A 21,248-nucleotide genomic window follows, 5' to 3' on the forward strand; every position below is an offset into this window, starting at 1 on the left:
TTTGATCTGTACCGCGGCGGTACCGGGGCGGACTGTCCCATCTGCAGCGGCTCCGGCATGAGCATGTGTACCGGCTGCATGGGCACCGGCAAGGTTCTGTAGCGTAATCTCAAATTGAATAACGGATAAAACAGAAGCGGCGCCCCGTGGTGGAGCGCCGCTTCTGTCGGATATATTCTCAAGGAGTAGTGGAGATCGGGTTGAAAATCCTTTTACAGGTCAGACGATCATTACAGCTCGTCGTCGTTCTTGACTCTGCCGCAGGATACGGGCAGGTTGCCGTTGCGGGCGCGGATCGCGTCGATGAACGCCTTCTCGCCTTTGTCGCGGCGGAGAGAAACGTGGTACCTGAGCTCGTATATGCTGCCCATCTGGACGGTCTTGACGGTGATGACCTCGTGCTTGGTGGTGAATTCCTTGAAGATGTCGTCGAATAAGCCTTCATAGTCGAGGTTCTCGGGGATCTCGATACGCAGCTCCTTCTTGGCGGTGTTGCCGAAGGGAGTGGAGAAGAGGATCAGCCATACGATGCATACGATGACCGCGCCGAAAACCGCGAAGGTGACGTAGCCGGTGCCGCAGGCAAGTCCGATTGCCATGCTCAGCATGATCGCGAGGATCTCACGCGCGTTTCCGGGCTGTGAGCGGAAGCGTACCAGCGAGAACACGCCGACGACCGCGATGCCGGTGCCGAGGTTGCCGTTGACCATGAGGATGAGCATGGATACGATGGGCGGCAGCAGCGCTAAGGTCACGGCAAAGTTCTTGGAGCAGTAGCTCTTGAACATATATACCAGTGATGAGAGGATGCCCAGTCCGAGGGCAACGCCTGTTACGATAAGTCCCTGTACGACGGTGATCGCGTCGCCGGTGAAGATAGAGTTGAATGTCATGATATTTCCTCCTTGAATCTCATATTATTCGGATGCTTGTATCCCTGTTATGATTGTTTTTTTTCGATTAAAAACCGCTCGCCATGCGGATCTGTCTTTGTACGTGAGCGGTGCCGAACTTGGAGAAGCTGTGCGGGAAGATGTTCTTCTCACTGAGTACATGCGCCAGCCACAGGGGCATCGCGCCGGGGATCTTGATCTCCATGAGCACTGCGTCGGGGTCGAGTACCTTATGTCCCGGCGCCTGACTCTCGAGTCGGGTGTCGTCGTAGCGGGAGGTGATGTCGCGGTCGAAGGTGATCCGCAGGTCGGGGTCGGTATTGCCCGCCCATGCGACGCGCTTGTAGCTGATGAACGCCTTCGGAGCGAGTCGGTAGCGGCGTACCATGTAGTCGATCTCGGCGGGGATGTTGCCCTCGAGGTGCTCCGGCAGGCTGCCGCCGTTGATGTAGCGGTAGGCTTCATTCAGCTTCATGCTGACCCTGCGCTTGTAGACGATGCCGCGGTACTTCTTCTTGATCTCGAAGAACACGGTGCTGTCGGACTTGGGGGTGCCGTAGGAGCGGAGCCTCAGCTTTTCTTTATAAGCGGGTTTTCTCAGCGAGGTCTCGATCAGCTCGTCGTCGCTGTTGTCGAAGTAGATGTTGCGGATCTCGGTCTCGCCGTACCGGTCGACGTGCATGTAGGGCGCGATCGCCTGTACCAGATATTCGTACTGCTCGCGGGTGAGCATGTATTTCTTCTCGACGCGTTGAAAGATGTAAGTAAAAGCCATGGTGAAGCTCCTTTCTGTGTTTAATATTCGGTTGAGATTGCGGCGTCGTAACCGTGGGTTACTCCTCGCAATGACCGAATCGGTGTTGTTTTTCTGTTATGGCTTTAGTATAAAGGGGCTTTGTGTGGCAAAAATGGTGGAAATATGAACAAATTATGAACGGACAGGGGAGTTTGTGTGAAGTAGCGGTTCTCAGTGAGATTTTACACGCATAGATTTAATTTGACTAATGATCAAAAATACGATATAATAAATAAGTATCTATTTATTACACCGACGACGAATCGAAGGAAGTGATCTCATGTCAAACATCAATAATAACGATTTAAGGATCCGTCAGCTCGCGCAGGAATGTCTGGAGCGCGGCAATATTGACAAGGATCTGTACACGAAATATAACGTCAATATCGGACTGCGTGACCTTAACGGTAAGGGCGTACTGACGGGACTCACCGACGTCAGCGAGATCCGCCAGAACAAGATCGTCGACGGAAAGACAGTTCCTACCGACGGCAAGCTCTTCTATCGCGGTATCAACGTAGAGGATATCATCGCCGGCTGTCTGCGCGACAACCGCCTCGGTTTCGAGGAGGTCGTGTACCTGCTCTTGTTCTCGAAGCTCCCGACTGCGGAGGAGCTCGGCGACTTCATGGAGCTGCTCTCCGACGCCCGCGTTCTGCCTAAGCACTTCGTCCGCGACGTCATCCTCAAGGCGTCCGGCAGCGATATGATGACCGCCCTCGCGAAGGCGGTGCTGACACTCGCCTCTTATGACCACGACGTCATGAACCTGAGCATGGAGAACGTCCTGCGCCAGTGCCTCAAGCTGATCTCGCTGTTCCCGCTGCTGACGGTCTACTCCTATCAGGCATATAAGCATTATACACTGGGCGAGAGCCTGTTCATCCATAACCCCGAGCGCTGTGAGCCGACGGCTGAGATGCTCCTGCGTACCCTGCGTGAGGACAAGAAGTTCACCGCGCTGGAGGCGGCAGTCCTCGATATGGCGCTGATCCTCCACGCCGAGCACGGCGGCGGTAACAACTCCACCTTCACCACCTGCGTCGTCACCTCCTCGGGTACCGATACCTACTCCGCGATCGCGGCGGCTCTGTGCTCGTTGAAGGGCCCCAAGCACGGCGGTGCGAATCTGCGCGTCATGGGCATGATGAACGAGATCAAGGCCAACGTCAAGGACTGGGCGGACGACGACGAGATCGCCGCGTATCTTGAACGCATCCTCAATAAGGAGGCCTACGACCGTTCGGGTCTGATCTACGGTATCGGCCACGCGGTCTACTCGATCTCCGACCCCCGCGCCCGCGTCTTTAAGGGCTCGGTCGAGAAGCTTGCCGAGGCAAAGGGCGAGATGGCGGAGTACGGGCTGTACAGCCGTATTGAGCGCCTCGCGCCTCAGGTTATCGCTCGACACCGTAAGATGTACAAGGGCGTTTCCGCGAATGTCGACTTCTACTCCGGCTTTGTCTACAGGATGCTCGGACTGCCGCAGGAACTCTATACCCCAATTTTTGCCGTTGCGCGTATCGCAGGCTGGAGCGCTCATCGTATGGAGGAGCTGATGAACGTCAACAAGATCATCCGTCCCGCCTATATGAGCGTTTGCGAGGAGACTCCTTATACCGATATGAAAGACAGATAAACGATCAAATAATAACGGGCACGGCGATCTGCTGTGCCCGACTTTTATGAATATGAAAGAGAGTGTATTACAAAAGAAATGGGTCGCGATGGCGTGCGCGGTGCTGTGTACCCTGCTGTGGGGTACCGCCTATCCGACGATCAAGTACGGCTATACGGCGATGGCGCTGACCGATACGGCGGACAAGCTGATGTTCGCGGGGGTACGGTTCTTCCTTGCGGGGCTGATGGTGTTCGCCTTTACGTGGGTGAAGCAGAAGCGCGTGCCGCGGCTTTCGAGGGATAAGGTCGGCGGCGTTGCGTTGTACGGCGTCCTACAGACGGGGCTGATGTACATTTTCAACTACATCGGCGTAGCCAATACCACAGCCACCAAGACCTCTGTCATCACCGCCGCGTCGGCGTTCTTTGCGGTGCTGCTCGCGCCGCTGTTCTTCAGGGAACGGCTGACGGTATTGAAGCTGATCGGTATCCCGATCGGTGTGTGCGGGATACTTCTCGTGAACACCGAGGGGCTCGGCGGCTTCACTTTCGCGGGGGAGGGGCTGGTACTGCTCTCGGCGGTTTTGAACACAGCGGGCTCCTTCGTCGGCAAGCGCGTGTCGAAGGGGATCGTCATGGAGAGCAGCGCGTACCAGCTGATGATCGGCGGCGGACTGATCCTACTGACCGCGTTCGTGATGGGCGGACGGATGCCGCTCTCGCCGACAGCAATTTGGCTCACGCTGTACCTCGCTTTTGTATCGGCGGCGGCGTTCACGCTCTGGACGGCGCTCCTCGTGCGCTACGAGGCGGGTCAGATACTGGTGTTCAACGCCCTGATCCCCATCACCGGCGCGATCTGGTCGTTCATCATCCTCGGCGAGCGGCAGCTGTTCGAGCCGCTGTTCATCGTCAGCATCATCCTGACCGCCATCGGCATCATCTTAGTGAATTACCAAAAGAAAGCACCGGACTGAACAGATCCGGTGCTTTTTATATGTCAGCAGTGAGGAGCGGGGAGTTAGGAGTGAGGAGTTAGGAGTTGTAGGGGGCGGCTCCCAAGACGACCCGCGTCCCGCAAGGGACATTCGTGTAGCGACATCGTAGGGGCGGTCATTGACCGCACGCTATGGCGGTGCGTTGTATTTCCGATCCGACGTTTTCGATTTGGATAACGCCCGTCATTCTCGGGCGACCAATGGTCGCCCCTACGGCGGGAGCAAGCCCCCGCCCTACGATGTCGCTTCGCGAAAACATTATGTCAGGAATACCCTCGTTCGATCACAGTTCTCTGTGCAAAAATGTATGCAAAAAGTCGGTGAAGATCGGCGCCCATGCTTTCTCATTATGGGGATTCTCGGGTAGGAGCACTTCGGTGAGCTTTTCGGGCGGATAAAGTCCCGACAGCATATCATAGACCTGTTCGGTGCTCTCGAAGATCTCTTGCTCCAGCGGATCGCCCGCACCGCAGTAGAAGTAGAGGTAGGGGGCGGGATCGGCGAGCCGGTTCATCGTCCAGCTGATGATATCCGTGCTGTCATACAAGACGAAGGCGGGAGAGAATACGCCCGAGATACAGAAGAGGTCGGGGTGGCTCAGTGCGGTGAAATACGCCTGCAAGCCGCCCGAGGAGCTGCCGCAGAAGGCGGTGTTCTCTCTGCCGGCTGCAACGGGAAAGTCTTTTTCGACAGCGGGCATGACGGTATCAATGACAAAGGAGTCGAAGATCTCACCCTTCGGCTCGAAGCCCTCTTCAAGCTCCTTCGGGAGATCGGACGGGAAGCGTACCGCGCCGATGGAGCGGGGCGTGAGGTCGTTCGTGCGCTCGATCGCGCCCTCGTCGTTATGGATGCCGACGATGATCGCCGCCCTGCCGCTGATCCCGCGCTCCGCGCGTACCGCCTCGCGGGTGTACCAGCAGCCGAACTGCCCCGGCAGGTCGTCCTCAAACAGGTTTTGTCCGTCCGTCATGTAGACGACGGGCAGCTTCTCGCCCTCTTCATGCGCGGGTACATAGACGCGCACGGTCTTGTCATGTCCGTCGGGATAGGGCAGGGTCATTACGGTCAGCGATTCGTTCATTTTATCATCCTCCGAGTCAGCGTACAGTTTTTAATAATTGTACCAATTACCGCTGCAATTGTCCAGTTTCACCATAATACTAATCCTTAATAAAAACCTTTATCATCTATTGCGCTAAATTCCGCATAGCTTTGTTGTCGTCGTCGTTCGCTGTACTCGGTAGGCATATCCGGTTGGTATGCCTTGGCCTCGTGCCGCGACTCCTCCTCTCCCCACAACGCGAGGCGTTGTGGGGACCCCGGAAGTGACAGGCGCCAGCCTGTCTGCGTCTCCCGTCGCGCTATCCGAAATATATCACTAATCTTTTTATCAAGGATTAGTATAAAAATCCGTAAAAAGATGAAAAACCTCTTTACTTCCCTTGGTTTTACTGCTATTATAGTAATATTAGATAACTATTGTCAACATGAACGGGGGTTTTATTATGAGAATGACCAAGATAGTGTGTACGATGGGTCCTGCATGCGATGACGTCGATATCCTGTGCAGGATGATAGACGCGGGCATGAACGTCGCACGCTTCAACATGTCGCACGGCGAGTATGACGCGATGACCAAGCGCTTCAATATCGTCAAGAAGGCGATCGCCAAGAGCGGCAAGACCGTCGCGCTGCTGCTTGATACCAAGGGTCCCGAGATCCGTGTCGGTACCTTCGAGGAGGGGTTTATTGAGCTTGAGGCGGGTCAGGAATACCGCCTGTATTCCACCGAGGGCCATGGCGATGCCGAGGGCGTTACCCTCTCGTATCCCAAGCTGATCGATACCTTCCGCCGCGATAACACCGCGATCGGCAGGGTGATCCTCTTCGACGACGGCAAGATCTCCGCCCGCGTAGAGTCGGTCGAGGCCGACTGTATCGTCACCCGCATCATCACCGGCGGCAGACTCTCTAACCGCAAGAGCATCAACATCCCCGGTTATACCATCAATATGCCGTATATCAGCCAGCGCGACCGCGCCGATATCGAGTTCGGTCTGAAGATGGGCGTCAACGTGATCGCCGCCTCCTTCGTCCGTTCCGCCGACGACGTGATCAAGCTGCGCGACTATATCGACAGCCTCGGCTATGAGGACGTCGAGATCATCAGTAAGATCGAGAACCAGAGCGGCGTGGACGACATCGACCGCATCATCGAGGTGTCTAACGGCGTGATGGTCGCCCGCGGCGATATGGGCGTCGAGATCCCGTTCATCAAGCTGCCCGAGATCCAGAAGATGATCATCCGCAAGTGTGTGCTTGCGGGCAAGTACGTCATCACCGCGACCCAGATGCTCGACAGCATGACCACCAACATCCGCCCGACCCGTGCCGAGATCTCCGACGTCGCGAACGCGGTCTACGACGGCACCTCCGCCGTGATGCTCTCCGGCGAGAGCGCGGCGGGTATGTACCCCGTCGAGTCGGTCGAGGCGCTCAACGATATCTGTACCGAGGCTGAGAAGCATGAGAACCTCATGCTTCTGCGCGGCGCGTCGGCGACCCAGACGGACATGACCGCTTTCCGCGAGAATATCTGTGAGGCGGCGAAGCAGGTCGCTGAGAATATCGGCGCCAAGGCGATCATCGCCGAGAGCAAGACCGGCGCCGTGGCGCGCGCGATGGCGCGCTGCCGTCCGCGCTGCCCGATCATCGCGGTCGTCACCGGCGAGCAGGTCTGCCGCAAGCTCTGCCTGAGCTGGGGCGTCAGTCCGGTGCTGGGTGAGGAGAAGCAGACCTCCGACGAGATCACCGAACAGGCGATCGAGAAGGCGCTGGCTACCGGCATCGTCGAGAAGGGCGACACCGTCGTCATCATCAGCTCCAACAAGACCGTTCCCACCTCCGGTACCGATACCCTGAACATCCGCATCGTATAAACAAATCTAAACAGGGCGCTTTCAGGCGCCCTGATCTCTCTTAAAGAGGTGATCCAATGAAAAAATTGATGATCGCTGTCTCTGTCCTGCTGACGCTCTGCCTGCTCGGCGGCACAACAGTATTTGCCGACGTTATCCCGCTGATCGAGCCGCAGGGCGGGGAGATCGCGCTCTCCGACTTAGCCTACGCCGATACGCCGGACGACGGCTATGTGGTGACGGATGACGGCGAGCCTGTCCTGACGGTCGGCTACGTCGAGGCGGCGGGGCTGACAGCCGCCCTGAGCGACGTGTCCGCAAACGGCTATTATACCGCCGACTTCACCCTCCCCGACGGGGTGACGCAGGTGTTCCTGACCGGTCTGACCCGCTACAACGTCAGCGAGATCGAGCAGGCGATCGCCGCCGGTTACCGTGACGGCAGCTTCACGCTGACCGACCTCGGCTTCATCGACGCTGAGAAGACCCTCGACGAGGATGCGGACGACCAGCTCTGCTGGGCGGCGTCCAGCGCCGACGTCCTGACCTATACCGGCTGGGCGGCTCAGGCGGGCTTTACCTCCGCGGACGACCTCTTCGAGCTGTATATCGACAGTTTCGAGAACAAGGGCGGTCACGCCTACTACGGCATCGGCTGGTTCTTCAACGGCGTAAAGAACAACAATTCGACCTCCGCCATGCCTGTAAATTACCCTGACAGCGGCAACTATCTCCCGCAGTATGCCTTTGACGATTATGCAGAGGTCGTCGACCTGATCGACGCCGGCGCCGCGGGCGTCGGGACGCTGTATGAGCGCCTGCGCGACGGCTGCGGCGTGTCGCTGAACGCGGAGATCTACCTGAACGGCGAGCAGCAGGGCGGTCACGCGGTGACCTGCTGGGGCTTTGTGACCGACAGGCGCTATGCCGAAACGAACAAGAATTACTATAAGAGCGTCATCATCACCGATTCCGACTCGGATGAGCGCCTTGGCGTCGACAGGCGCACCGCTCCCGATGTGATGAGCTGCTGTACGCTCGTGCCGATGGAGCAGGACGGCGGGATCGACACCTACTACTTCTATATCACCCGCGATCAGGTCGCGGTGCTGAACGACAGCGTCACCCTGCGCCCCTACACCGACGGGCTGACGGCTGAGACCTCCTCCGCCGCAACGATGGATCGCCGCACGTCGCCCGACCTGACGGTGCACCTGTTCTATCTGTCAGACGTCGAATCGACGCAGGAAACCGCGCAGAAATTCGCCTACGGCTCCACGATCTATTACCAGCCTTATTTCCTGAACGCCGGCAGCGTGGATTATGACGGCGATTTCACCGTGAAGATCAAGGTGGTCGACAAAAACAGCGGCTCGACGGTCTATACGCGCAGTCTGCCCGGCGGTACGGTGAACATCGTGCCGTACCAGTATCTGGGCTTCCAGGCGCTGAGCATCCCGCGTAGGCTCGCGGTCGGCGACTACACGATCACCGCTTCGATCAACGACGACCACGCGACCCCTGAGGCGTATTTCTACAACAATGCGGGCTCTCTCGACTTCAAGGTACGCGAGACCTACCGTATCGGCGACGTCGACGGCGACGACTCGGTCGAAAGCACCGACGTGACCCTGATCATGCGCCATGCGGCGGCGATGTCGATCGGTCTCGACGAGCTTTCCATGCAGCGCGGCGACGTCAACGCGGACGGCGGGCTGGATATCCTCGACGCGACCCTGACCCAGCGGTATCTCGCGAACATCCCGATCCGCTTCGACATCGACACGACCGGCATCTATGATTGAACCTAATTGGTGAATTAAAGAGCGCTTCTTATGAGGCGCTCTTTCTATGGAGAGGCTATGGAAGAATATAAGCTGATAAAATCCCGCCGCAAGACCATCTCGCTCGAGGTGCGTGAGGAGGGGCTGATCGTCCGCGCGCCGAACCGCACCACCAAAAAAGAGGCGGATGACTTCGTCAGACGGCACGAGGCATGGATCAAAAAACAGCGCGAGAAGCTCGCTCTGCGTAAGGCGCAGAAGGAGCAGCAGCCGAAGCTGACCGAAGCACAGCTGCACGAGCTTGCACAGAAGGCGGCTGAGTACATCCCCGCCCGCGTGAGGTATTATGCCGGGCTTATGGGCGCACGTTACGGACGGATCACCCTGCGCTGTCAGAAGACCCGCTGGGGAAGCTGCTCGACGAAGAAGAACCTGAACTTCAACATCCTCCTGATGCTCGCTCCGCCCGAGGTGATCGACAGTGTGGTGGTGCATGAGCTGTGTCACCTGTGGGAGATGAACCACAGCAAGCGCTTTTATGAGCGGGTCTACGCCGCGTATCCCGACTATGACCGCTGGAACCGCTGGCTCAAGGAGAACGGCGCCCTCCTGATGGCGAGAGCGTTTGGGGAGTGAGGAGTGAGGAGTTAGGAATGAGGAGTTAGGAATGAGGAATTAGGAATTGCGGGAAACGCTTCGCGTTTTGAATTGATATAACGGTTACTGATCCTAACGCCCGTAACTCTGTATCGGGCACCATAAGAGCCGTGTCATTCCTTACAATAACGCATAGTAGAAAACGTCTGCGACTCTGTATCGGGTCGCAGACGTTTTTTCTATCAAGCATATACTAATTTGGGTGCGGGCTTTGCCCGCCATTCATTCCTAATTCCTCACTCCTAACTCCTAATTCTTTTTATACGTGATCGAGAAGCCGTCCCTGTAGAAGTAGCTCAGGTGCTTGCCCTCGCCGTCCATGCAGCGGATGGTGTAGGTGTACGACTTCCCGCTCGTGACGTTCGCGTCGATGACGGAGGTGTCGCGGGTGTCGGCGATCTTCGTCCAGCCGCTTTCGCTCTTGACGTAGACGCGGTAGTTCGATATGCCCGTGACCGCGTTCCAGCGGAGCTGTACGCCGTCGGCGGTATTGCTCAGGCTGAGCTTGGGCGCTTCATAGTAGGCGACGCTCTTTCCCGCGCGGAAATCGCTCGTGAAGGCGGTACCCGCCGCGTTGACGCAGCGCACGGTGTAGGTATAGGTGTTGCCGGAAGAAACGTTCTTATCGAGATAAGTGTTCGCGTCGGTCTCGGTGAGCTTCGTCCAGCCGTTCGCACTCTTGACATAGACGCGGTAGCGGACGGCTCCCGCGGGCTTGTTCCAGCTGACCTGTACGCCGTCGGCGGCGTTCTGTACCTTGACCTCGGGCGCTGTGACAAAGGTGGTCGTAAAGCCGTTTGTGTAGTAGGTGCTCAGGTGCTTGCCGTCCTCGTTCATGGCACGGGCGGTGAAGGTGTACGTTCTGCCGGAGGTGGGGTTCGCGACGGTCAGCTCGGTCTTGTCGGTGTCGGCGAGCTTTGTCCAGCCGCTGTTCGTCTTGTAATAGATACGGTAGCTGTGGGCGCCGTTCACGGTGTCCCAGTTCAGCCTGAGCTTGTCCTCAAGATTGGTGATCCTCAGCTTCGGAGCGGCGTAATGGGTGATGCTCTTGCCCGAGCGGAAGTAGCTCGTGAAGGCGGAGGCGTTCTCGTTGATACAGCGCACGGTGTAGCGGCGGCTCTTGCCCGACGGAGCGGTCTTGTCGAGGAAGCTCACATCGGAAGTATCGCCGAGCTTCGTCCAGCCGTTCGCGCCCTGATAATAGACGCGGTAGCGGACGGCTCCCGCGGGCTTGTCCCAGCTGACCAGCACCCCGTCGGCGGCGCTGCCGAGCTTGATCTCAGGCGCTTTGATGAAGGTGATCGAGAAGCCCTCGGGGTAGAAGTAGCTTAGGTGCTTGTTATTCTTATCCATCGCGCGGGCAGTGAAGGTGTAGGTGTTGCCGGAGGTGACGTTGCCGATGGTGCAGGAGGTCTTGTCGGTATCGGTGACCTTTGTCCAGCCGTTGGCGGAGCGGTAGTAGATACGATACTTCGCCGCGCCGTGTACGCTGTCCCACGCGATATTGATGACGTCGGTGCCGTTTGAAAGGCGCAGCTTCGGGGCGGCATAGTAGGTCGCTGACTTGCCGACGCGGTCAAAGTCGCTGACAAAGCGCTTGCCGTCGGCGGAGATACAGCGCACGGTGTAGGTGTAGCGGCTGCCCGATACGACGTCGGTATGCAGAAAGGAGGTCTCGGCGGTCTCGCCGATACGCGTCCATCCGCTGCCGCTCTTGCGGTACACGCGGTAGAGCGCCGCACGGGGAACAGGCTCCCATGTAACGCGCACACCGCCCGCGTAGGTCGCGGCGGAGAGCTGAGGCGTATCGAGCGCGACGTCGCGCAGGGTCTCGGTATAGTGCAGGCGCGCGTCGAGCCGCTTGTAGTCCTTACCGACGATGGTGTTGCCGTCAACGTCGTCTACATAGCGCACCTTGGCGCTCAACTCGTAGGCGCCTGCCGATTCGACGCGGAACACGACGGACAGAACGTCCTTCTCCTCACTGAGGTCGTAGCCGGCGGGATTCGTAAAGTTCATGACATAGCCGGGCATCCCGAGGGTGCTGTTCTCATCGGAGAGAAAGACGACGGCGGTGTCGGATACGGCGGGTGCGACCGTAGAGGAGAAGCGGTCGAGCTCCTCCTGCGTATAGCCGCTGAGGATACGGAAGTTGACCGGAAGCTCCGCCTGAGCGGAGGCGATCTTCTTCCCGCCGCCGTAGGAGAGCGACAGGGTGTATTCAAAGTAGTCGCCGACGTTGAAGGTGTAGCTCTCGCCGCCGACCTTGATGGTGGCGGTCTCGGCGGCTGATGCGCTGACAGCGCCGACAGCGAGCCCGCTCAACAGCAGACAGAGCGCTGTCAGCAGGCTGATGATTCGTTTATGCATAGGATCCTCCTGTTAAGGGGCATATTGGTTGATGACGCCGATGTTATACAGCTCGATCTCACTCAAGTCGTTCGGGCTGAAATACGGGTCGGCATGGTACCACGATTGACTCTGATAATAGCTGCGCAGGTTCTCGGAGCGAAAGACAAAGCCGTTGCGGGCGTAGATCTCGTTGACCGCGTCCTGTGCGAAGTCCGCGGATACCGGCGAGCCTGTCATCGAGGCGAGCCTCTCGGCGACCTCGCTGCCGTCGAGATAACGGGTGGATGAGTCGGGGAAGATGAAACCGCTTGAGGAGGCACTCTCCGATTTTTTCTTGCTCTTGCTGTCGCTCTCCTTGGCGGCGGTCGGTTTCTCGGTCGCGGCGGCGGTAGGCGGTATATACGGCGCTTCGGTAGGCAAAATATCGCTCGACACGGTGACCGCGCAGGAGCCCTCTACGCCGTTCTCTCCGGTGCAGACGATGATGGTCGCTCCGTCGCTGACGCCGGTGACATAGCCCTTCTCGTCTACGGTGGCGACGGATTCATCCTGACTCGTCCATTTAAGGGCAGTCCTCGACGCGTCCGCGGGGGAGTAGGAGGCGGTCAGCTGGATCGTCTTGTACGGCTCGAGGCGCAGGCTTTTCGCGCTGAGGGTGATGCTCTCGATCATCTTGTCCTCGACCGTCACGGTGCATACCGCCGTGGTGCCGTCGTCGATCGAGGCGGTCACGGTCGCGGTGCCTGCCGACTTTGCGTTGACGGCGCCGCCGATGACGGTACAGATCTTGTCGTCGCTGCTCTCCCAGTGGACGCGGGTGGCGCTGCCGGGACTCAGCTGTGCCGTCTCGCCGACGGTCAGATGCAGGGAGGTGCGGTCGAGCTCGAGCTTGTTGCTCCCGAACATCGCACAGGAGCACAGGCTCACGGTAAGTATCATACAGAGTAACAGGGATAAGGCTTTTTTCATAAAAATCACCTCACGGTTGTCGGTGCGCGTTCATGCCCCGGGCGATCGCTTCGCGCTCGGCGCACAGTTCGCGGTGAAGCTCATAGGAGGTGAAGCCGACGTTCGTTTCGGTCTGCACCGCCTTGAGCGGAATGATGATCTTGTTGCGGCGGAGTTGATCGATGAAGAGGTTCAGCATCCCGCCGCGCAGTCCCGCGATATACAGCATGCTGTCGTCGAAGTCCTCGCCCTGCGCGGGCTCAGTCTTTTCGCTCAGGCCTAAGAGTACGCCCAGCGGATAGCCGTATTCGGACTTCTCGACGGTGCGGCCGGAGATGTTCATTTTACGGCACAGCATCTTCAGCTTCGCGTCGAGCTGAGGGCTCAGGTTGTAGATCAGGATCTCACTCATATTCCTCCGCCTTTCCGATTTATCGAATATTGTTATTTTTTGTCATCTTAAAGTATATCATAAACGATAAATCTTTGCAATTGTGTAATTCATAGTTTACATTGTGTTCATGACTTCTCTGCCGCTTTGGAATATAATTACAATAGAGAATTATGACACTGTAATGATGACCGTAACGAGAGCTTGATCTCGTGATGTATTAACTGCTTTTGCTTACTGAAATCAAAATCGAGGGGTGATAAGATGAAGAGAGTATTATCCGTATTACTGTGCGCTCTGCTGCTCGCGATCACGGCGCTGCCCGCGGCGGCGGAGCTGAATGAGGATGAGACGCCCGCTTCGGTAGGCGCCGCGACGCCTGAGTTCACCGCGATCGAAGCGACCGACGAGGGCGTGATCGTCATGTGGAAGCGCATCGAAGGGATCGCGGGCATGCGCGTCGACCGCTACGACAGCACAAGCGGCTGGAAAACGCTCGGCACGACCTCGAAGCTCTATTGGGTCGATACCGGCGCGCTGGGCGGCGGCTTCTACCGCTACCGTCTGATCGGCGTGAACGAGGCGGGCAGCGGGATCACACCACCGTCGGTCCGTGACTACAGCCTCATCCGTCAGCCGAAGATCCTCGGCGTGGAGATCACGCCCGAGGGCAACCGTGTGCGATGGGACAAGCCCGAGGGCGTCCCGCAGGTCGCTTTGTACCTCAAGGTGACGAACGGCTGGAAGCGTATCGCCACCACCTCCGCGACCTCCTTTGTCGATAAGAGCGAGAGCGCGACGGGCAACTATACCTATACGATCCGCGGACTGTCCGCGAGCGGCGCGTTCCTCCACGATACCTACGACCGTCAGGGCGTGAGCGTAATGCGGCTTGCGACCCCGCAGCTGAGTGCTCAGAGCGCAGCGGGCGGCGTGCAGGTCAGCTGGGACGCGATCCCTAATGCCGACGGCTACCGCGTGTTCTCGAAGCTCCCCGGCGGCGACTGGAAGCGTGTCGGCGATACGAAGAGCACGACCTATCTCGACACTTCGGCGCTTTCCGGCAAGACCTATACCTATACCGTGCGCTGTATCTCGGCGGACGGCAATTCCTATACCAGTTATTTTGACAGGAACGGCAGAACCGTCAGCTATATCGCCGCGCCGAAGCTGCTTTCCGCCTCCGGCAACAGCGACGGCGTGACCGTGAAGTGGTCGAAGAGCGACGGTGCGGATTCCTACCGCGTGTTCCGTAAGGAGAACGGCACCTGGGTGCGTATCGCGACCGTGAACGGTACCTCCTATACCGATAAGGACGTCGCCTTTGGCTCGACAAACACCTACACCGTACGCTGTGTGGATTCAAATGACCGCTATGTCAGCGCGTTCTACGGCGAGGGTATTACCTGCGGCTTTGTATCGACTCCGACCCTGACCTCTGTTGCCTGCGGCGCTGACGGTGTAGTCGTCAAATGGGCTCCCGTACAGGGCGCCGAGAAGTACCGCGTGTACTATATGGGAACAAACGGCTGGACCCGCTTTGCCGATACAACCGAGACCACCGTCACCGATACCCACGTTACCTCAGGCTCGACCTATACCTACACCGTGCGCTGTATCTCGGCTGACGGCTCCGCCTTTATGAGCGGATTCCACGAGGGCAAAAGCGTTCACTATATCGCTGCACCCTCCATCAGATCGATCTCTTCCTATGACAAGGGTCTGCGTATCAGCTGGGACGCCGTTGAGGGCGCCGAGCTGTACCGCCTGTATGTCTACGGTGAGGACGGCTGGACGAAGCTGACCGATACCTCCGCGACCTCATACCTGCATACGAACCTTGTATCCGGTACGACCTATACCTACACCGTGCGCTGTCTGAACGCGAAGGGCAACGCATTCACCTCGTACTACAAGCCCGGCGTGTCGCACATGTTCCGCTATCTTGACCCGCCTGAGATCAGCTCGCTTATTTGGGGCGGCGACCATGTCAAGGTCAGCTGGAAGCCCGTCGAGGGCGCCGAGATGTATCGCCTGTACCTGCGTACCGGCAACGGCTGGACGAAGCTGACCGATACCACCGACACCACCTATATCGACCGCAACGTCGCGATAGGCAACGTCTATACCTACACCGTGCGCTGTCTGACCGCCGACGGCTCGTCCTTTACCTCGGACTACCTGCCCGGCAAGAGCGTGCGTTACCTGACTACCCCGCATATCACCGAGGCTGCTCCCACCGAGCGGGGCATGTCCGTCCGCTGGACGCCGGTCAATAACGCCGTGAAGTACCGCCTGTATGTCAGGAGCGGCAATACCTGGAAGCGTCTTACCGATACCGCCGCGACCTCTTACGTCCACGAGGGCGTGACCTCGGCACAGACCTACACCGTGCGCTGCATCAACGAGGACGGCACCGCCTTCGAGTCCGACTTTGACGCAAAGATGAATCTGAAATACAGGATCGCCGCCCCCGTGAACCTCAAGGCGCAGGTCGTGAAGAACACCGTCCGCGTTTCGTGGACGCCTTCGATCAACGCGGCGCGTTACCGCGTCTTTGTCTACGGCGCGGGCGACTGGACCCGTGCGGGAGAGACCGCCGGCACCTCCCTGACTCTCGCGAACCTTACCTCCGGCACGACCTACATCTACACCGTGCGCTGTATCTCTGCTGACGGCAAGACCTACGTCTCCGACTTCGACCATGACGGCGTGGCGGTGAAATATACCGACACCCCCGTCTTAAAGGCGGCTGAGAATACCAACACCGGCGTGAAGATCTCGTGGAAGGCTTCTCCCGGCGCCGAGCAGTACCGCGTGTACTACAAGGGCAACAACGGCTGGACGAAGATGGGCGAGACCACCTCGACCTCCTATACCGATACCGACGTCATCTCCGGCAAGACCTTCCGCTATACCGTGCGCTGTCTGACTGCCGACGGCAAGAGCTTCACCTCCGACTTCGACGGTACCGGCGTGAGTACGCTCTACGTTGCCGCTCCGAAGCTCAGGAGCATGGACGCGACGAACGGTACCGTTACCCTCAGCTGGACAAAGCCCGAGGGCTCCGTCAAGTACCGCGTATATAAGAAGGTCGGCGGCGCGTGGAAGCGCCTGACCGATACCACCTCCGATACCTATACCGACTATGACGTCTATTCCGGCAGCTCCTATACCTACACCGTGCGCTGTATCAACAGCGGCGGCACCGCCTTCATGAGCGGCTACGACCCCGAGGGCTTCACGGCGAACGTCACCGGCGGCGGTTCATCCTCGACCCCCGGCGACTTCGTCTACTACAGCCAGGGCGACTATAACTATCCTTACGGCGACGACACGATCGCCTACTCCGGCTGCGGCCCGACGTGCTTCGCGATGGTCGCCTCCACCATCACCGGCAAGAGCATCACGCCCGTTGACGCGGTGAGCTGGTGCGGCAACGATTATTACTGCTACGGCGTCGGCACCTACTGGAACTATTTTGAAGCCGCCGCAAAGCATTTCGGCATCACGATGGAGGGTCAGTATTCCGATACCTCCCTGGATTATATCGTCGATCAGCTTCGAAAAGGCAAGTACGTCATCAGCTCCCACCGAGCGGGACGCTTCACCTCCGGCGGTCACTTCATCGTGCTCGCGGGACTGGACGCGAACGGCAAGATCATCGTCTATGATCCCAACGGCTGGAACAACTACAAGGGTACCTCCTTCACCCCCGCCGAGATCGCCGAGTCCGCCACCCAGTACTGGGTATTCAAAAAGTAAAAACCTGCATAACAACGCCCGCCCGAGCACTGCTCAGGCGGGCGTTTTCTTCATTCAGCAATCAGAAATCGTAATCAATGAGGAAAAGTAATAAATTAGGAATGAGGAGTTAGGAGTTAGGAGTTATAGAAACGTCGCATAGAGTTGCAGGGAACGGTTCCTCAGCCGGAGACGGCGCCCCTCTGTCGCTTCGCGCCACCTCCCCAACGGGGAGACCCCCCGACGTCCCGCAAGTGACGTTCGCGGGCGACATCGTAGGGGCGGTCATTGACCGCCCGCTGTCGCAAGGCGTGGCATATCCTATCCGACGTTTTCGATATCAATAACGCCCGTCATTCGCGGGCGACCGATGGTCGCCCCTACGGCTAACTTCTCACTTTCAGTGCGTTTCTTTCATCCCCTGCTGCTGTCCTTCGGGGCGATGGTGCCGTTACGATACAGCTCCAGCAGGCGGTACAGGTCGGCGATCTCCGTCTGTAATGCCTGACCCGCGTCGGTATCGCCGACCATGCGGCGGTGCTCCTCGGTCTCGACGATCTCGGAGTCGGAGTGGATGTCGCGGTTGTCGCGCAGGGCTTCTTCTACGCTTCTGAACGGATGGTGCGCTTTAAGGCGGAGTCCGTGCGAGTTGTAAAACAGCGTGTAGCCCGCGATGCCGGTGGCGGCGTGGTATTTCTCGCAGAAGCCGCCGTCGATGACGAGCAGTCTGCCGTTCGCGCGGATGGGCAGCTCGCCCTTGACGGTGCGTACGGGGGTATGACCGTTGATGATGTGCGAGCGACGGCTCAGCCCGAATTCGCCGAGTATCATGATACAGGTCTTTTCCTCATAGTAGTAGCGGTAGTAGGGGTTCTTCGGCTCATCCCACGCGGCGGGGTCGTCGATGAACGCGCGCTCAAAGGTCTTGAGCGTCCTGCCGCAGAGCGGCGAGCGTTCGCTGCCCCAGAGATACCACATGAAGTCCAGCCCCTCTCTCGCGCGGCTTCTGCCGAAGAACGCGTGCCGCGCGATCGTCTCGGCGGCGTCGAAGTACTCTCTGCCGCTGTAGCGGTCGCCGAAGAGCTCTACCTCCATCAGGCTGCCGTCGTCGTTGAGCGGGACGCAGCCGTGATACAGCAGGTTGCCGTTATGGACGCGGTACATGCCGCCGTGATCGTAGAGGAAGGAGATATGGGCGTTCAGCCGCTTGCTCTCTTTGAAGGCGGCTTTCAGCTCGCGGATGACCGCTTCTTCGCCCCCGGTCAGCGCGGCGGGATCAGCCGGGTCGAGGGTCGGCAGGTCGGTTTCGTTCAGCGGATAGGTTTTGTCGCCGATGGTGACGACTCCCTTGTCGAGGTCGATCCTGTCGAGCAGCAGACGGTCGACCATTCGGTAATCGGGGTTGCGTCGGATGACCTGTTCCTCCAGCTTGAACTGCATGACGGTGATCGCGAGCAGCGCCGCGTCCATCGGGTCGCGGTCGGGATAGAGGCTCTGGGCATAGAGCACGAGCGGTCTGAGGCTGATGCCGTAGCCGTTCTCGAGCGTGCGCTCGGTGCGGTATTTGATCGCGTTGCGAACGACGTTCGCGATACACGCTTCACTCCCGCAGGCGGCTCCCATCCACAGGATATCGTGGTTGCCCCATTCGATGTCAAGCGAGTGGTGCTTCATCAACAGGTCGATGATCTTGTCGGGCGAGTCGCCGCGGTCAAAAATGTCGCCGACGATGTGCAGCCGGTCGACCGCCAGCCGCTTGATCAGTCCCGCGAGCGAGATGAGGAAGTCGTCGGCGCTGATACGGATGACCGTGTCGAGGATCTTCTCGTGATAGCGGATCTGGTTATTGTCCTCGTCCTTCTGCGCGTGGAGCAGCTCGTCGAGGATGTAGGCGTAGTCGTCGGGCATCGCCTTACGCACCTTGGAGCGGGTATATTTGCTCGACAGCACGCGGGCGATCTCCAGCATCCGTGAGAGCATATCGCGGTACCATGCGGCGTCGATGTGCTGCTCCCTTTTGAGCAGCTTGAGCTTCTCGACGGGATAGTAGATCAGGGTGCAGATCTCCTTGATCTCGTCGTGGCTGAGTGTGTCGCCGTAGAGCGCCTGCGTTTTCTCGCGGATAACGCCGGAGCAGTTGTTCAGAATGTGACAGAACGCCTCGTACTCGCCGTGGATATCGCTCATGAAGTGCTCGGTGCCCTTGGGCAGGTTGAGAATGGCGCTGAGGTTGATGATCTCGCGCGTGAGCGAGCGAACGGTGGGGTATTTCTCCGCAAGCAGGCGCATATATTTCATCTCGCTATTCGTGGATTGTGCCATGTGACCGCCTCCCTGTTCAATATAGAAAAAGTATAACAGAGCGGACTCGGAAAGTAAAGAAAAAACCACTGTTGTTTGACAGCGGTTGTGTGCAAAAGTGTTTACAGCATTTTTTGAAAGGCGGCGGGTAGGGGATAGGCGCGCTCGCGCTCCTCCCGGGTGACCCAGAGAAAGCGCGTCGAAGTCCCTTTTACCGTGACCTCATAGCCCTTCATGTACCAGTCGATATGGGTAAAGACATGCTTCATCTCTTTCGTGAAGCGGATGTTTTCGGGCACTAAGCCCCATTCGGTGAGTTGCTTTGTCAGCGCCGTTTCGTCGAGGAAGCCGTCGAGGTTCGGCAGCTGATACATCCCCGCGAGCAGTCCGCTTGCGGGGCGTTTTTCGAGCGCGAGACGGTCGTCGGGTGTACGCAGGAGTAGGATCGTCCTGTCCTCTCTGCGGCGCTTCGACGTCTTGATGCGGACGGGGATCTCGCCCGTGAGCTTTTCTTTGAAAGCGGTGCATTGTCCGAACAGCGGACAGCGCTCGCAGTACGGTGCGCCGTTCGGCAGACAGACCAGCTCCCCGAGCTCCATCAGCCCTTCGTTGAATCGTCCCGCCCGGTCGGGCATGATCGCTCTGAGCCGTTCGGAAAAATCTCTCTTCACTTGAGGGAGAAGAACATTCTCGCGGCTGCCGGTGAGCCTTGCGATGACCCGCAGGACGTTGCCGTCCACGGCGGGCGCCTTCTCGTCGTAACAGATCGAGGCGATCGCGCCCGCGGTGTATTCGCCGATACCCGGCAGCTTTTTCAACTCGTCATAGCTTTTCGGGAATGTACCGCCGTATTCGTTTACGATGACCTGCGCGGCTTTCTTGAGATTGCGCGCGCGGCTGTAGTAGCCCAGCCCCTCCCATAGCTTCAGGAGGGTGTCGTCGTCGACCTGTGCGAGGGCGTTTACATCGGGCAGTGCGTCCATGAAGCGCTCGTAGTAGCGCATGACCGCCTCGATCCGCGTCTGCTGGAGCATGATCTCGGATATCCACACGTGGTACGGCTCGCGGTCGCGCCGCCACGGGAGCGGTCGGCAGTTACGGTCGAACCAGGTTATCAGCGGCTCGGCGATCAGAGAGAGCTTGTCCGTCATCGGTTGAGCATCCGTTTTTTGATGTCCGCTTTGTCAAAGGCGGCGGCGATCAGCAGGAAGATCAGCGCCGAGGCGACCGCCTGGATCGCGTTCTCGGGCATCTTCCACAGGGCGTTGGCGATCGCGGACTGCATGCTGTCGCCCGCGAGCAGCATACGGATGAATTTTGAGATCGAGTAGCCGACGACCGTCACCAGTCCCGAGGGAATGGTCATCAGCGCGTTGCGCTTGGTCAGCAGCTTGTCGCCCTTTGAGCTGAAGAACAGGGCGTTGACCGCCTTGATGATGATGGTGTAGATGATGGTCTCGGGGTAGACCAGCAGGTCGGCGATGCCGCCGCCGATGGCTGACGCCGCGACCGCGTAGGGCAGGGGCAGAAAGCTCGCCGTCAGATAGATCATCGAGTCGCCGAGGTGGACGTAGCCGCCGGTGGGGGTCTTGATCTGTACGAACGCGGTCATCACCGCGACCATCGCCGCGAACATCGCCGCGATGACGATGTGGAGCGTGTGCTCAGAGTGTCTGTTTTTCATGTGAATACCTTCCTTTCGGAGTAGTGAGGAGGAATGAGGAATTATAGAAACGTCGCATAGAGTTGTAGGGGACGGTTCCTCAGCCGGAGACGGCACCCCTCTGTCGCTTCGCGCCACCTCCCCGGCGGGGAGACCCCTCGACGTCCCGAGAACAACGGG

15 protein-coding genes are annotated in these 21,248 nt (G+C 58.6%); 6 read left to right on the forward strand and 9 right to left on the reverse strand.

Translation table 11 applies throughout. The features are described 5' to 3' along the window. Positions 1–230 precede the first annotated feature (230 nt). Positions 231–893: a DUF4956 domain-containing protein gene (locus tag R2I50_RS06250; protein WP_316608301.1), complete on the reverse strand. Its 663-nt coding sequence runs from the start codon at positions 891–893 to the stop codon at positions 231–233. Between the two features lie 67 nt (positions 894–960). Then, positions 961–1,668: a polyphosphate polymerase domain-containing protein gene (locus R2I50_RS06255; RefSeq protein WP_316608302.1), complete on the reverse strand. Its 708-nt coding sequence runs from the start codon at positions 1,666–1,668 to the stop codon at positions 961–963. A gap of 301 nt (positions 1,669–1,969) precedes the next feature. On the opposite strand from R2I50_RS06255, the gene R2I50_RS06260 reads away from it, so the two are divergent. Continuing rightward, positions 1,970–3,328 (forward strand): citrate/2-methylcitrate synthase, encoded by a 1,359-nt coding sequence (locus R2I50_RS06260; RefSeq protein WP_316608303.1) that lies wholly within the window; start codon positions 1,970–1,972, stop codon positions 3,326–3,328. Between the two features lie 52 nt (positions 3,329–3,380). After that, a complete protein-coding gene (locus R2I50_RS06265) occupies positions 3,381–4,286 on the forward strand; it encodes a DMT family transporter (protein ID WP_316608304.1) in 906 nt (301 codons plus the stop codon). Positions 4,287–4,590: 304 nt separating this feature from the next. On the opposite strand, the gene R2I50_RS06270 is transcribed toward R2I50_RS06265, so the two are convergent. Next, positions 4,591–5,391, reverse strand: a complete 801-nt coding sequence (locus R2I50_RS06270) for an alpha/beta hydrolase-fold protein (protein WP_316608305.1) — start codon at positions 5,389–5,391, stop codon at positions 4,591–4,593. A gap of 424 nt (positions 5,392–5,815) precedes the next feature. Between R2I50_RS06270 and pyk the strand changes: the two genes are divergently transcribed. The 3 genes from pyk to R2I50_RS06285 are packed head-to-tail and all read left to right on the forward strand — an operon-like array spanning position 5,816 to position 9,648. Further along, positions 5,816–7,249 (forward strand): pyruvate kinase, encoded by a 1,434-nt coding sequence (pyk, locus tag R2I50_RS06275; RefSeq protein ID WP_316608306.1) that lies wholly within the window; start codon positions 5,816–5,818, stop codon positions 7,247–7,249. A 56-nt stretch (positions 7,250–7,305) separates the two neighbouring features. After that, positions 7,306–9,033: a dockerin type I domain-containing protein gene (locus R2I50_RS06280; RefSeq protein WP_316608307.1), complete on the forward strand. Its 1,728-nt coding sequence runs from the start codon at positions 7,306–7,308 to the stop codon at positions 9,031–9,033. Positions 9,034–9,090: 57 nt separating this feature from the next. Beyond that, positions 9,091–9,648 carry a SprT family zinc-dependent metalloprotease gene (locus tag R2I50_RS06285; RefSeq protein ID WP_316608308.1) on the forward strand — a complete coding sequence of 186 codons (558 nt, stop codon included), beginning with the start codon at positions 9,091–9,093 and terminating at the stop codon, positions 9,646–9,648. Between the two features lie 270 nt (positions 9,649–9,918). On the opposite strand, the gene R2I50_RS06290 is transcribed toward R2I50_RS06285, so the two are convergent. From R2I50_RS06290 to R2I50_RS06300, 3 genes are read right to left on the reverse strand one after another with little or no spacing between them, the layout of a single operon-like run. Continuing rightward, complete coding sequence (locus tag R2I50_RS06290; protein WP_316608309.1) at positions 9,919–12,039, reverse strand: hypothetical protein; 2,121 nt, start codon at positions 12,037–12,039, stop codon at positions 9,919–9,921. A 12-nt stretch (positions 12,040–12,051) separates the two neighbouring features. After that, complete coding sequence (locus R2I50_RS06295) at positions 12,052–12,990, reverse strand: Ig-like domain-containing protein (RefSeq protein WP_316608310.1); 939 nt, start codon at positions 12,988–12,990, stop codon at positions 12,052–12,054. Between the two features lie 10 nt (positions 12,991–13,000). Further along, positions 13,001–13,381: a DUF3783 domain-containing protein gene (locus tag R2I50_RS06300; RefSeq protein ID WP_316608311.1), complete on the reverse strand. Its 381-nt coding sequence runs from the start codon at positions 13,379–13,381 to the stop codon at positions 13,001–13,003. Positions 13,382–13,624: 243 nt separating this feature from the next. On the opposite strand from R2I50_RS06300, the gene R2I50_RS06305 reads away from it, so the two are divergent. Further along, positions 13,625–17,125: a fibronectin type III domain-containing protein gene (locus tag R2I50_RS06305; protein ID WP_316608312.1), complete on the forward strand. Its 3,501-nt coding sequence runs from the start codon at positions 13,625–13,627 to the stop codon at positions 17,123–17,125. A 393-nt stretch (positions 17,126–17,518) separates the two neighbouring features. Here the strand turns inward: R2I50_RS06305 and R2I50_RS06310 are convergent, their stop codons facing one another. From R2I50_RS06310 to R2I50_RS06320, 3 genes are all read right to left on the reverse strand, one after another. Then, positions 17,519–19,426, reverse strand: a complete 1,908-nt coding sequence (locus R2I50_RS06310) for a fructose-1,6-bisphosphatase (RefSeq protein ID WP_316608313.1) — start codon at positions 19,424–19,426, stop codon at positions 17,519–17,521. Positions 19,427–19,527: 101 nt separating this feature from the next. Continuing rightward, positions 19,528–20,556 carry an A/G-specific adenine glycosylase gene (gene mutY / locus R2I50_RS06315; protein ID WP_316608314.1) on the reverse strand — a complete coding sequence of 343 codons (1,029 nt, stop codon included), beginning with the start codon at positions 20,554–20,556 and terminating at the stop codon, positions 19,528–19,530. Beyond that, positions 20,553–21,089: a TIGR04002 family protein gene (locus R2I50_RS06320; RefSeq protein WP_186833943.1), complete on the reverse strand. Its 537-nt coding sequence runs from the start codon at positions 21,087–21,089 to the stop codon at positions 20,553–20,555. The genes mutY and R2I50_RS06320 overlap by 4 nt, the downstream gene beginning before the upstream one ends. Positions 21,090–21,248 lie beyond the last annotated feature (159 nt).

Source organism: uncultured Ruminococcus sp. (assembly GCA_902785355.1).
In the GTDB taxonomy this organism is placed as follows: Bacteria; Bacillota; Clostridia; order Oscillospirales; family Acutalibacteraceae; genus Ruminococcoides.